This is a genomic window from Sphingomonas pollutisoli (genome assembly GCF_029167165.1).
Classification (GTDB): Bacteria; Pseudomonadota; Alphaproteobacteria; order Sphingomonadales; family Sphingomonadaceae; genus Sphingomonas; species Sphingomonas pollutisoli.
This window is the reverse complement of sequence record NZ_JARFNJ010000001.1, coordinates 189,853-202,602: the sequence shown is the minus strand read 5'-3', so window position 1 is coordinate 202,602 and position 12,750 is coordinate 189,853. Positions and strand designations below refer to the sequence as shown.

General features: G+C 67.3%; 13 protein-coding genes. 7 read left to right on the top strand and 6 right to left on the bottom strand.

Going from position 1 to position 12,750, the window contains the following annotated elements:
• The first annotated feature begins 266 nt into the window (after positions 1–266).
• Complete coding sequence (locus tag PX554_RS00930; RefSeq protein ID WP_275498171.1) at positions 267–905, top strand: outer membrane protein; 639 nt, start codon at positions 267–269, stop codon at positions 903–905.
• Between the two features lie 70 nt (positions 906–975).
• Here the strand turns inward: PX554_RS00930 and PX554_RS00925 are convergent, their stop codons facing one another.
• A complete protein-coding gene (locus tag PX554_RS00925; protein WP_093225518.1) occupies positions 976–1,233 on the bottom strand; it encodes a hypothetical protein in 258 nt (85 codons plus the stop codon).
• Between the two features lie 114 nt (positions 1,234–1,347).
• On the opposite strand from PX554_RS00925, the gene PX554_RS00920 reads away from it, so the two are divergent.
• Positions 1,348–3,744: a DUF3772 domain-containing protein gene (locus tag PX554_RS00920; RefSeq protein WP_275498168.1), complete on the top strand. Its 2,397-nt coding sequence runs from the start codon at positions 1,348–1,350 to the stop codon at positions 3,742–3,744.
• A gap of 92 nt (positions 3,745–3,836) precedes the next feature.
• Positions 3,837–4,847, top strand: coding sequence for an alpha/beta hydrolase (locus PX554_RS00915; protein ID WP_275498166.1), 1,011 nt, complete (start codon positions 3,837–3,839; stop codon positions 4,845–4,847).
• Between the two features lie 3 nt (positions 4,848–4,850).
• Here PX554_RS00915 and PX554_RS00910 read toward each other — a convergent pair whose 3' ends face one another.
• Positions 4,851–5,744, bottom strand: a complete 894-nt coding sequence (locus PX554_RS00910; protein ID WP_275498164.1) for a diacylglycerol kinase family protein — start codon at positions 5,742–5,744, stop codon at positions 4,851–4,853.
• 225 nt (positions 5,745–5,969) lie between these two features.
• On the opposite strand from PX554_RS00910, the gene PX554_RS00905 reads away from it, so the two are divergent.
• The 3 genes from PX554_RS00905 to PX554_RS00895 are packed head-to-tail and all read left to right on the top strand — an operon-like array spanning position 5,970 to position 7,050.
• Entirely contained in the window at positions 5,970–6,512 is a 543-nt protein-coding gene (locus tag PX554_RS00905; RefSeq protein WP_275498162.1) for an SAM-dependent methyltransferase, read from the top strand.
• The gene (locus PX554_RS00900) at positions 6,512–6,766 is read left to right on the top strand and encodes a hypothetical protein (RefSeq protein WP_143023376.1); all 255 of its coding nucleotides are present in this window, start codon (positions 6,512–6,514) and stop codon (positions 6,764–6,766) included. The genes PX554_RS00905 and PX554_RS00900 overlap by 1 nt, the downstream gene beginning before the upstream one ends.
• Positions 6,767–6,789: 23 nt before the next feature.
• Positions 6,790–7,050 (top strand): hypothetical protein, encoded by a 261-nt coding sequence (locus PX554_RS00895; RefSeq protein WP_275498158.1) that lies wholly within the window; start codon positions 6,790–6,792, stop codon positions 7,048–7,050.
• A 5-nt stretch (positions 7,051–7,055) separates the two neighbouring features.
• Here the strand turns inward: PX554_RS00895 and PX554_RS00890 are convergent, their stop codons facing one another.
• Both PX554_RS00890 and PX554_RS00885 read right to left on the bottom strand, forming a co-directional pair.
• Complete coding sequence (locus tag PX554_RS00890; RefSeq protein ID WP_275498156.1) at positions 7,056–8,759, bottom strand: cation acetate symporter; 1,704 nt, start codon at positions 8,757–8,759, stop codon at positions 7,056–7,058.
• Positions 8,756–9,079, bottom strand: coding sequence for a DUF485 domain-containing protein (locus PX554_RS00885; protein WP_275498154.1), 324 nt, complete (start codon positions 9,077–9,079; stop codon positions 8,756–8,758). The genes PX554_RS00890 and PX554_RS00885 overlap by 4 nt, the downstream gene beginning before the upstream one ends.
• A gap of 167 nt (positions 9,080–9,246) precedes the next feature.
• Here PX554_RS00885 and PX554_RS00880 point away from each other — a divergent pair, with 167 nt between their 5' ends.
• A complete protein-coding gene (locus PX554_RS00880) occupies positions 9,247–10,779 on the top strand; it encodes a carboxylesterase/lipase family protein (RefSeq protein ID WP_275498152.1) in 1,533 nt (510 codons plus the stop codon).
• Positions 10,780–10,797: 18 nt separating this feature from the next.
• Here PX554_RS00880 and PX554_RS00875 read toward each other — a convergent pair whose 3' ends face one another.
• Entirely contained in the window at positions 10,798–11,640 is an 843-nt protein-coding gene (locus PX554_RS00875) for a hypothetical protein (protein WP_275498150.1), read from the bottom strand.
• Positions 11,637–12,569 (bottom strand): VOC family protein, encoded by a 933-nt coding sequence (locus PX554_RS00870; RefSeq protein ID WP_275498148.1) that lies wholly within the window; start codon positions 12,567–12,569, stop codon positions 11,637–11,639. The genes PX554_RS00875 and PX554_RS00870 overlap by 4 nt, the downstream gene beginning before the upstream one ends.
• Positions 12,570–12,750: the final 181 nt, after the last annotated feature.

The window sequence follows — 12,750 nt, the reverse complement described above, 5'->3', positions numbered from 1 at the left end:
CCAATGCGTTGCTTGCCGGCCGAAACCGGCATCCGGTCTCTGCGCCACACTTTCGTCCTGAGGCGCCTGAGCGTACGCAGGCCACAAAGTCGCCGCCTTTCGTTCATCCTGCCGCAAGAAACCGTTGCAGAAATGTGACAAATTCGGCGGTTGCCGATTAATCGCCGTTGCAGTGCAACAACCGCGGTCGAACCTAGTTCAGTGGGCCTCGGGACACCGGACGCCTCGGCGGCCAGCCCGACGTGTCAGATTAAAAGGTCATAAAGATGCTGAAACTTAAACTCGCCGCCGCCGCTCTGGCCGTCTTCGCAGCCGCTCCGGCTGTCGCTCAGGATACGGCGGCTCCGGCCGGGACCGAGACCGCGCCCGACGGCACCAAGGCGTTCGGGATCGAGCCGTATGTCGGCGTGATGGGCGGCTGGGAGCAGTTCGACAACGAGCCGAACCACGGCATCCCGCGCGCGCTGAACGCCAATGGTTCGCTGCGGAACAACTATCGCCTCGCCGGCGCGCTGGTGCAGGGCATCGCGGGCGTCAACGTTCCGCTCGGGCCGGTGTTCGTCGGTGTGGAAGGTAGCGTCGCCAAGGGCGTTTCCGGCAACATCGACTGGGAATATGGCGCCGCCGGCCGCTTCGGTGTCCGCGCCGGCGATAGCGGCATGTTCTACGGCAAGGTCGGCTATCAGTGGGTCGATTTCGACCATTATTCCACCTATTCGACCGGCAACCGGAACAAGAAGAACTATAACGACATGACCTACGGGATCGGCACCGAGTTCGGCCCCAAGGACATCGGCCTGAAGGGCATCACCGGCAACGCGGGCTTCCGTATCCGCGCGGAGGTCAACACCTATGGCGATTTCCACAGCTTCCGCCCGATGATGGGCGTCATCACGCACTTCTAAGCCGTCCGGCTTGGTGTGCCTGGAAGGGGCGGGGGATGCGACATTCCCCGCCCCTTTCTCATGCCCGGTCTCAGAGGCCGACCTTCTCAAGTGCGGACGCGAGTTCGACGTCGATCTCGGTACCGCCCTTGGGTGTCAGGCGGTTGAGCGCGGTCTGGACCCGTTTCTGCGCGACCTGCAGCGTCTTGTGTCGCACATCGCGGATCGCGTTGGTGCGCCACGACCGGCTTTCGCCGAGCAAAGCGGCCCATTTGGCCTCCTCCGCCGCCAGGATCGCGAGCGCGAGGCGCAGGCCGTCCCGCTGGCCATGCGCGTAATCGTCGGACATCAGGCACCTCCATCACACGCGTCACCGCACCGCCTACCGGATCGGCGCGGATCGAGCCATAACGCGATGCGCGTTCCATCTGGGCTTGGCGTTTGGCAGGCGATAGGGAGCGGCATGATTTCGCGCTTCTTCGTGCCGCTGCTGTCCATGCTCCTGGCGATCACCCCCGCCGTCGCGCAGGATGTCGATCCGATCATCGCCGCCACCCGCGCGCTGGACAATGACGGTCGCGAATTCGACGCGGTCGATGCCGCCTTCAACGGCCATACCGATCCGGTCGAGGCCGAGGCGTTGCAGGACCGGGCGAACGCCGTGAAGCAGGATAGCGCGATGCAGGTCGCCGCGCTGTCGGCGCAGCTCCAGCTCATCGACGCGCGCGTCGCGCAGATCGGGCCGGTCACGCCCGGCGTGATCGAGACGCCGGACATCCAGGCGCAGCGCAAGTTGCTCACCCGCCAGCGCTCGGTCGTCGATTCGGCGATCAAGCGCGGCAAGTTGCTCGGCACCGAGGCGGATCAGCTTTCCGCCGAGATCGGCCGCAGCCGCACCGAAGCCTTTTCGGAGCGGATGTCGGTGCAGGTCGCCTCGCCGCTGACGCCGGATTTCTGGGGGCCTTTGATTCGCTCGCTGCCGCGTGACGGGCGGCGGCTGAGCGCCTTCGTCGGCGCCGAGGCCGACGCGATCAGGACCGGCGCGCTGCGCGGTGGCCTGCCGGCGGCGCTGTTCGGCCTGATCGTCGGCATCGCGCTGATCTGGCCGGTGCGGATCGGGCTGCGCGCGGCGGGGCGGCGCTACGTCATCGAGCGGGTGCCCGGCAATCGGATCCGACGTTCGGGTCTCGCGCTGTGGCTTACGTTCGTTGGCACGCTGGTGCCGTGGTTGGCTTCGGTCGCGGTGGTGAGCGGGCTGCGCGCGGGCGGCATGATCGCGCCGGCCTGGGACAAGCTGGCCGCGAACTTCGAACAGACCAGCTTCGTCGCCGCGCTGATCGCGGCGCTGGGCGGCGCGCTGCTCCAGCGCCGCCAGGCATCGTGGCGTTTGGTCGATCTCACCGACGAAAGCGCCAACCGCTTGCGCCCGTGGACTTTCGCGGCGGCGGCGGTGACGATGCTGAGCGTGCTGCTGCTCGCGGTGCGCAGCGGCGTGGGCGCGAGCGGCCCGGTGCAGGCGGTGACCGAAGCCTTCGCCACGGTCCTCTATCTCATGCTCGTGCTCGGCATCCTGCTGACCGGCGCGCGCATGCGCGCGACCGCTGCGCGGACGGCGGACGAGGAGCACGGCGATCAGTCGATCGTCGCCTTCCTCTCGCTCACCACCTGGGTGGTGCTGGCGGTATCCGCGGTGTCGCTCGCCACCGGATATGTGGCGTTTGCCTATTTCCTCGCGCGGTTCACGGTCTGGATCGCGGTGGTCGCGGCGGCATTATATCTGCTGTTGGTGGGCATCGACGACATTTGTTCGACGGTGTTCCGCCGCGACGGCAAGCTCGCCGACGCGGTCCATCACGGTTTCGGGGTGCGCCGCAGCCTGATCGACCAGTTCGGTGTGGCCCTGTCCGCGCTGCTCCGGCTGATGATGATCCTGCTGGCGATGGGCCTTGTGCTGTTTCCGTTCGGATCGGACATCCCGACTCTGTTCGGGCAGATCAGCCGGATCGCGCAGGGCATCACGATCGGTCAGGTGACGATCTCGCCGAGTGCGATCCTGCGCGCGGCGGCGGTGCTCGCGGTGGGGCTGTTCGTGATGCGCGGCATCCAGAAGTGGCTGACCACGCGTTATTTGCCGGCGACCGAGCTCGACGCGGGCGCGCGCAACTCGATCGCGATGGTCGCGCGCTATATCGGGCTGATCCTCGTCGTGCTGTGGTCGCTGGCGTCGCTCGGCATCGGCGTGGAGCGGATCGCGCTGCTGCTCTCGGCGCTGTCGGTGGGCATCGGCTTCGGTCTGCAGGCGATCACGCAGAATTTCGTGTCCGGCCTGATCCTGCTCGCCGAGCGTCCGGTCAAAATCGGTGACTGGGTGCGGATCGGCGATCAGGAGGGCGACGTGAAGCGGATCAGCGTGCGCGCCACCGAGATCCAGATCGCGGACCGCTCGACGCTGATCGTGCCCAATTCCGAGCTCATCACCAAGTCGATCGTCAACAAGACGCTGTCCGATCCGATCGGGCGGATCCAGTTGCAATTCTCGGTGCCGATGGGGAGCGACATCGCGCAGGTCCGCGCGATGCTGATGGCGATCTACGACGCGCAGCCGGCGGTGCTAGACGATCCCAAACCGGTGCTGTTCATCGACTCGCTCGTCGATGGCCGCGTCAATTTCAACAGCTTCGCCTATGTGAACTCGCCGCGCGCGGTCTATCCGACGCGCAGCGACATCTGGTTCGAACTGCTGACGAAGCTGCCGGAAGCCGGCATCGAGCTGGGCACCACGCCGCAGCAGGTGCAATGGATCGGCGCGCAGCCGACCGGCGCGCAGGGCGTGATCGGCGGAACGGGCGGAACGCCGTAGGCGCGCGCCGACTTCGGCGTTGGCACCGGGCGCGAAATCGCGCAAATCCGTGTTCAGACCCAAGATTACAGGGCGAAGAAGCGGAGAGATGCATGCGGACCCGATCGTCGACCCTGATCGCCATGATGCTCGCTGCCGCTGGCCCAGCGCGAGCCGATGACGTTCATATCGCGCCACCCTATCGGGATGCGCCGGAAATGACGGCACGCGCGGGCGAGCCCAAGGGAACGTTGCGCGGTTTCATCATGACCTCGCGCGAGAGCCGGATCTATCCGGGCATTCGCCAGCGCGACACCGAGGCGACGCGCCGGCGCGACCCATATGGCAACCGGCTCGCCGCGCCCGAAGCGGCGCAGTCCGAACCGGCGCCGTATCGACGCGAGGTTTTCGTCTATGTTCCCGCCGGGTATCGGCCGGGCACCAAGGCGCCGCTGCTGGTGGTGCAGGACGGGCGCGACTATGCGGCACGGGTGGCGGCGGCGCTCGACGGCTTGATCGCGCGGCATCGCGTGCCCGCGATGGTGGCGGTGATGATCCAGTCCGGCGGTGGCGACGCGCAAGGGTCCGAGCGCGGGCTGGAATATGATACCGTGTCGGACCGTTACGCGCGGTTCGTCCAGACCGAGGTGCTGCCGCGTGTGGAACACCTCTACGGCGTTCGCTTCACCGACGATCCTGCCGGCCGCGCGGCGATGGGCGGCAGCTCGGGTGCTGCGGCGGCATTCACGATGGCCTGGTTCCATCCCGAGTGGTTCGGCAAGGTGCTGTCCTATTCGGGAACGTTCGTGAATCAGGCGTCGCCCGCCGATCCCGCGACACCGCACGGTGCCTGGGATTATCATGACCGGCTGATCCCGGCGGCGCCGGCGAAGCCGATCCGCATCTGGATGGAGGTGGGCGAGCGCGACCTGCACTGGCAAGACCCGGAAACCACCTATCACAATTGGCCGATGGCCAATGATCGCATGGCGGCGGCGCTCCGCGCCAAACGGTATGACTATCGGTACGTGACCGCCGCCGGCGCGGTGCATGTCGACGGCGACGTGATCGCCCAGACCTTGCCCGGCGCGCTCGAATGGCTGTGGCGCGGCTATCCGCGCTGAGGATCAGGAGGCGGCCACGGCCACTTCGATCGCGGCCGGGGCGACCTTCGCCACTATGGGGGTGCAGGCGAGGACTTCGCCGTCGATCGAGATGCGTTGTGGCGGCCGCGTCGTGATGCGGAAGCACTTGCCCCGGAAATCCCGGCTGCATGCGTCCCGATTGCGCAGCTTGAAGAATTTGGCGAACCAGTCCTGCGCCAGTGCCAGCTTGCTCTCCCCCACGACGGCCTGAATCAACAGGTCGCGTGAAACCACCCCGCCTTTGTCCGAAAGCTCCACACCGCCGTGGTGCGTGCCGTTCAGGATGCGGACTTCGGTCGCCCACAGCCGGTGCGTCCGCGATCCGTCGTCGAGTTCCAGCCGGAACGCCTTGAAGCTGACCGCGGACTTGAGTGCCCAGGCCAGATAGCCGGCACGACCGGCATATTTCTTGAGCTTGTGCGGCACCGTCTCGCCGATCATCGTCGACAGGCCGATCGACGCGCCGTTCACGAAATAATCCTGGTCGATCATGCCGAGATCGACTCGCTTCCTGCGACCCGTGGCGATCACATGTATCGCGGCATCGAGGTCGAGCGGCAGATCGAGCGAGCGCGCGAAGCTGTTCGCCGTACCGAGCGGAAGAACGCCGAACACGCAATCCTTGCCGACCAGTTCATCGACCACGCCTGCCAAAGTGCCGTCGCCGCCGCCCACGATCACCATCGGCGTGCCCTTCGCCACCGCCGCGCGCGTGACCGCGGCGAGTTCCTTCGGCTCCTCGACGGCGTGCGTCGCGAGGAGCGTCACGCCCGCCGCCGCGAGCTTGGTACGCGCGGCATCGTAGAGATCCTGCCCTTTGCGCGAATGCGTGTTGACGATCAGCGTGGCCTCGCGCGGCAGCGGTTTCATTTCCATGCTGCAACAACGCGAGACGTGCGCACCGGCTCCCGGCGGCGACGCGAGGGAATCTGCAATCCTTACGCAAATGCTATGGCGCGGCCCGGAATCGCTCTCGAATTGCTATGCGGCGACGCATAATTCGTTGCACGCATGACCGAGCGCCCGCCTTCATCGCGCTGTTTCCACGGTGTCCGGCGGCGTCGTGCGTCTTCGCTCAGCAACAGCATGAGGAACATCGCCGTGGCGTTGGTTTGCACGCCGGAGCCCGACCCTGAGACTCGCCAGGTCGGGCAGGATGCCGCCGGGCACTGGCTGGTTCAGGACAGCGGTCGGCGCGCCGCACGCCTCGCGCCGCCGCCGGTCTGCGAGGACGCGCGCTGGCCTGCAGTGCTCGCCGCGCTCGCCGAGCTGCGGCACGCCAACCGCCACAGCATCCGCATCCTCGACATGGACTGCGGCGCCGGCAGCGTGCTGCTGCACGCGGTCCGTCACGCCCGCGCGCTCGGCTTCACCGCGATCGAGGCGCGCGGCGTCGATGGCGTGCCGGCGCTGATCGGCCGCGCCCGCGCCGCCGCCGCCGCGCTGATCGATCCGGCGATCGGCATCAGCTTCGAGACCGCAGACCTGATGACCGCGCTCGTCGCCGAGCACGACTTCCCGGCGGACATCCTGCTCTGGCATGGCCACGCCGCCGGGATCGAGCAGCCGGTCGTGGTCCGCGCCGTCGCCGCCGCTGCCCATCGGATCATCACCGATGCGCCGGCGCGGTGCGGAGCGCGCTGATGACTCGCCGTGATCTCGCGTGGCGCTGCGGCGGCGCTGTCCTGTTCGGACTCGCGTGCGCGAATGCGCTGGTCGATCGCCAGAGCAACGGCGGGGTGGATGGCGTGGTTCGCTTCGTACTCGCCATTTTTGCGATCGTGCTGATGCTCCAGGGCAAGCGTGTCGCGCTGCTGGTCCGGATCGAGCGCAGCCGTCACCGCCTGCTCGCCTCGGCGATCCGCGCGCGCCGGCGTGCCGCGCGCCCGCATCGATGACCGCGACCGATCGTCGACCTCGCATGACGCGCCTTCTCCGCGCGCGTGCGCTGGCGGTGCGGGGCGGCGGGGTTGCGGGCTGTCTGGCGGCGTATTTCGCGATCGGCGCGGTGGCGCGGGTCGATGCCGCCGCGCCTCGGCTCGCACTGGCCGCGATCGGCTTCCTATGCGGCAGCCTCGGCAGCGCGCTGCTTTGGCTCGGCGATCATGTCTTCGATCGAGTGGCTGTCAGCGATCGGTGGCGGCGGCAGCGATCGACGCCACCGCCTGATCGTCGCGTCTAGCGTGCTCAGTGATCCGCCGGGCGGTGGACGTCGATGCCCGTCTCGGAGCGCACGCGCTGCGCCGGGTAGCCGGCGCGGTCGATCGCGGCGCGCGGCGAGCGATCGAGCGTCGAGATCAGCCAGATCGCAACGAAGCCGGCCGGCACCGAAAACAGCGCGGGCGAGCTGTACGGGAAGATCGCGTGTTCGAACCCGAACACCGCGACCCAGATCACCGGTGACAGCACGGTCAGCCCGAACGCGCTGAGCAGCCCGATCGCGCCGCCCCAGGCGGCTCCTTGCGTTGTGCAGCCCTTCCACAGCAGCGACATCACCAGCACCGGAAAATTGCCAGACGCCGCCAGCGCGAACGCGAGGCTGACCATGAATGCGACGTTCTGCTTCTGGAAGATGATGCCGAGGATGATCGCGGCGATGCCGAGCAGCACGGTGGTGATCCGCGACACGCGCAACTCCTTGGCGGGTTCGGCACGCCCCTTGCGGATCACGCTCGCGTAGATGTCGTGCGAGATCGCCGAGGCGGCCGACAGCGTCAGCCCGGCGACCACTGCGAGAATCGTCGCGAACGCCACCGCCGAGATGAACCCGAGGAACAGGTTGCCGCCGATCGCATGGGCGAGGTGCATCACCGCCATGTTGTTGCCGCCGAGCAGCGCGCCCGCGCCATCGACATAGGCCGGGTTGAACGAGATCAGCACGATCGCGCCGAAGCCCAGGATGAAGGTCAGCGCGTAGAAATAGCCGATCCACACCGTCGCCCACAGGATCGACTTGCGCGCCTCGCGCGCGTCGGGAACGGTGAAGAAGCGCATCAGGATATGCGGCAGACCCGCCGTGCCGAGCATCAGCGCAAAGCCGAACGACAATGCCGAGATCGGGTCTTTGATGAACCCGCCCGGCCCCATGATCGCGCGGCCTTTCGCTGCGGCGTCGGCCGGCGACAGCCCGGTTTCCAGCGCGAGCCGGGTTTTCACCGCGACCGCGCGCGCGAACAGCGTCTCGAACGAGAAGCCGACGTGCGACATCACGCCGAGCACGAGGAAGGTCGCGCCGCACAACAGCATCACCGCCTTGATGATCTGCACCCAGGAGGTCGCGCGCATGCCGCCGAACAACACGTAAACCATCATCAGCCCGCCCACGACGATGATCGCGTAGAGATAGGGCAGGCCGAACAGCAACTGGATCAACTGCCCCGCGCCGACCATCTGCGCGATCAGGTAGAAGGACACGACCAGCAACGTGCTCACCGCCGAGAAGCTGCGCACCGGCCCTTGCAGGAAACGGTATGAGGCGACATCGGCGAAGGTGAAGCGGCCGAGGTTGCGAAGCTTCTCCGCGACGAGGAACAGCACGATCGGCCAGCCGACGAGGAAGCCGATCGCGTAGATCAGCCCGTCATAGCCGTCGTTGAAAATCTGCGAGGTGATGCCGAGGAACGACGCCGCCGAGCAATAATCGCCCGCCATCGCCAGCCCGTTCTGGAAGCCGGTGATACCGCCGCCGGTGTAGAAATCGGATACGGTGCGCGTGCGTCGCGCGGCGGCGGCGGTAACCCACAATGTGATCCCGACGAAGCCGAGGAACATCAGGATCGCCGTCCAGTTGGTCGATCGCGCCACCACCGCGCCAGAGAGCGCGGCGTTCGCGACCGAGGCCCAGCCGAGCAGCGCGAACGCGAGGGCGCCCCGTGCGAGCCGCGCCGTCACGCGATACTCTCCAACAAAGCGGCGAGCCGCGCGTCGTAGCTGCCGTTGGCGCGCCAGACATATACCGCGCAGATCGCGACCGTTCCCACCAGCATCGCCGCGCCGAGCACGACCGCGATGCTGGTCGCGCCGCCGGCGATGGGTTGTGCCATCAGCGGCTTGTCGAACGCGATCAGCGAAATGAAGCTGGTATAGACGATCACGGTGATCGCCGTCAGCGTCCAGGAGAAGCGTTGCCGGTCACGCACCAGCGCGCGGTAGCGTGGGTCGGTTGTGATCCGCGCTTCGCGGGCGGTGTCGGGAGCGGCGTGTGGCGTCATGCCGCATCATCGGCGAGGACGGCCGCGATGGCAACGGCTGCCGGGATGCGGGTCGATTTGCCGTGCTAAGCATCTGAAATCTCTGGCGTGAATGTGCCTGCTGGGGCAAGCTCGTCGCAACGGATGGCATGCGGGCGCCGCACGCCGCGAAATGGAGAGATCGATCGATGAAGGTGCGCTTGCTGACTCTGCTGGCTGGCTTCGTCGGCTCCGCCGCATCGGCCGCCCCGATCGTGAACATCGCGCAAGGCCGGCTGGAGGGCACCACGACGCGAGGCGTGTCGGCGTTCAAGGCGATCCCCTATGCCGCGCCGCCCGTCGCCGACCTGCGCTGGCGCGCGCCGCGACCGCCACGCACTTGGCCCGGCGTGCGGGCGACGACCGCGTTCGGGCCGGTATGTCCACAGGCGCCGGTGGGATGGGCCGGGCATGATCTCGATCGCACGAGCGAGGATTGCCTCACGCTGAACGTGTGGACGCCGCGCATGGCGACCGGTGCCCGCCTGCCGGTGCTGGTGTGGTTTCACGGCGGCGGATACACCGCCGGCGCCGGCTCACAGCGGACCTATGAAGGCTCCACTTTGGCGGGGCAGGGCGCGGTGATCGTCACCATCAACTATCGGCTGGGCGTGTTCGGTTATCTTGCGCATCCGGCGCTGAGCAAGGAATCACCTTACGCCACGTCGGGCAATTACGGGCTGCTCGATCAGATCGCGGCGCTGCGCTGGGTGCGCGCGAACATCGCCAAATTCGGAGGAGATCCGGCGAACGTGACCGTGTCGGGCCAGTCGGCGGGCGGCGGCTCGGCGATGCTGGTGACGGTGTCTCCGCTGGCGCGCGGGCTGTTCCGCAAAGCGATCTTCGAAAGCGGCGCGGCGCTTGGCATACCGGGGGCAGGGAGCGACGTTGGCCTCGCCTCGGCCGAGCAGGCCGGCGTGGCGTTTGCGCAGCGGCTTCACGCCGGCACGATCGCGCAGCTTCGCGCGATGCCGGCGGCGGCGCTGATCGCGACGGTCGCGCCGCGCATCGCCACCGCGCCGATCCGCGATGGCAAGATCGTCCCGCTGGACATCACCGCGGCCTATCGGAGCCGCCGCGATGCCGGCGTTCCGGTCCTGCTCGGCTGGAACAGTAACGAAGCGGCGCGCTTCCGAAATGGTGGCACACTGGCCGGGTATCTCACCGATACCCGCCAGACCTATCCGGTCATCGCGCCCGAACTGTTACGGCTGTATCCAGCGAACAGTGATGCGACGGCGCCGCGTGCGGCGCGAAATCTGATGAGCGATATCAGCTTCGGCTGGCGGAGCTGGAGCATCGCCGAGGCGCGCGCGATCGGAGGGACGGCGCCGGTGTTCCTGTATCAGTTCGACAATCCGCCGCCTCGCGCGGACGGATCGCGCAGTGACGGCGCGGTGCATTCCGACGAGCTCGATTATGTCTGGGGCAATCACGATCCGGCACGGCGCTGGACCGCGGCGGACACCGCGCTGGCCGGCGTGATGCAGCGTTACTGGGTTACCTTCATGCGAAACGGCGATCCGAACGGCCCCGGCCTGCCGCGCTGGGCGCCCTATGCGGGTGAACGAACGGCACTGTGGTTCCGCCCGGCGGGCCTGAAAAACGCGCGGCCGCTGCGCGCGGCCACACTCCGCGCGCTCGATCAGGTGCTTCATAACGAAGACAATCCCCGCCGCTGAGCCGAGATCGGGCGTGCCTCAGCGTACTCGCCCGGCGCGGTTCTCCAGCACGACGTTCGACAGCGTCGCGGTTTCGACCACGCCCGGAAGGTGCGAGGCGAAGCCGATGCCGACGTAGAAGGGCGCGGCGACGTGCAGCGTGATCGGCGCGCCATATTGGTGCATCGGCTCGCCTTGCTCGCTTACCCACAGCATGAACTGGTCGCCGCGCTTCTCGATGCCGATCCGCTTGGCGTGGAGCGTCACCAGGCTGTCGGGCGACTTGCCCCCCGGCAACCCGCCACGGCTGCCGATGCGATATTCCATGTCGCTGATCCGTTTGCCCGGCTCGGGCCGCTGGGCGAGGTGGATCATGCCGTCACCGTGCAGCGCGACGAACGCCTCCTTGGCATCGTCTTCCAGCGACTGGCGGATCACCAGCAGCGCCTTGTGGTCGCCGAACCCGCCCGCCGGATAGGCGATGTCCGCCGCCATCGAGACGTCCCCCGACATCTTTTTGAACAGAAAGCGGAATTCGTCGCGCGTGTACCAGACATTGTACCCGGCCGAGCGGATCGTGTAGGTGCCGTTCGCGAAGCTCGCGCTGCCGGGCGCGACCGCTGCGCCGACATCGGCTTGCCCCTCGAACACGCCGACCGGCGTGGCCTCGACGCGGCTGTCGCGGTGGAAGCCGGGCGGAGGGCCGACCTGAGCGTGTGTGGTCGATTGCGGATAAGCCCAGTCGGGCGCGATCGGCGCGCCCGGTGGACTATTCTGAAGCGAGCTGCCCGGCACGTCGGCGTGCTCCTGCGCATCGACCGGGGCCGCCTGCGCGGCGAGGGCTGCGATCGCGATCAGCCGGATGCGGGTTGCGATGCTCACTTCTCCGGGTCCGCCGCGACGAAGGGCGAGCAGCACGGCTTGCCGATCGCGTGCAGCTCCATGATCTCGGCGCGGGTGCCGTCGGGATCGAGCAGATTGAGCTGCCATTTGGCGTCGCGGCCGATCTTGGGCGTCTGTTGCTGGCCGTCGAGTCGCTCGCCGTTCCACAGCAAGGTATAGGCCACGCGGATATCGGGCACACCGAGCGCGAAATGGTTGAGCACGCCCAAATTCGCCGCGCTCATATCGGCGGGGATGCCGGTGGTGTTCGGGGTGCCGATCACCATATATTCGATCCAGTCGCGCCCGTCGGGAAGCTGGAGCGAGATCCAGGTCGGATGGTCGTCGCGCATCCCGCCTTCCCAATAGGGTTTGAACCCGAGGATATCCTTGTAGAACCGGTCCTCGTTCGGGCGATTGTGGATGACGAAGCCGGCGTGCATGACATGGCTCGACAGCGGGTTGGCCGGCACGGCGGGCGGCGTCGCCGGCGGCTGCATGAATTGAACCGTCGTTCCCTCCGGATCGGTCACGGCGAACCAGCGGCTGCCGTCGGGCGCGGTGGTGAGCCGCGCGGGAACCTTGACGCCCTTCGCCGAGAGGTATTTTCGCATACCCTCGGCGTCGGGCGTATCGAACGCGATATGCGCGAGCCGGTTGATCGAGCGATAGCCGGGTGGCAGCGGCAGCACCTCGACGAACTGGGTGGGTGCGAAATGATAGCGTGCGCCCGTCGTGTTTTCGGGATCGGCCAGTTTCACCGCCCCCAGATCATGGACGTAGAACCGCTCGCTTTTTGCGATATCGCTCGAATAGACCGCGATGTGCGACACGCTGGCGAGCGGCGGACGCGCCGGCGCCTGCGCGATCGCCGATGCCGGCAGCGCGAGCGCTACCAATACGGCGCTCCAGTGGATCCTTGGTCTCATGAACCCTCTCCTGATTTGTCTTGTCGTTAGCGTTCCCGTACCGCGTTCTGTCTGCGCTGTCGCCCGAATAGCGGCGCAGCCGATCGAACGGGGCGGCTGCAAATGGCACGCCGGGCCTTGCCAAAATTGATCGAGATAAGGTTCGGACCGGATATTTCCTCCCTCCCCGGAGTTGGGCGCT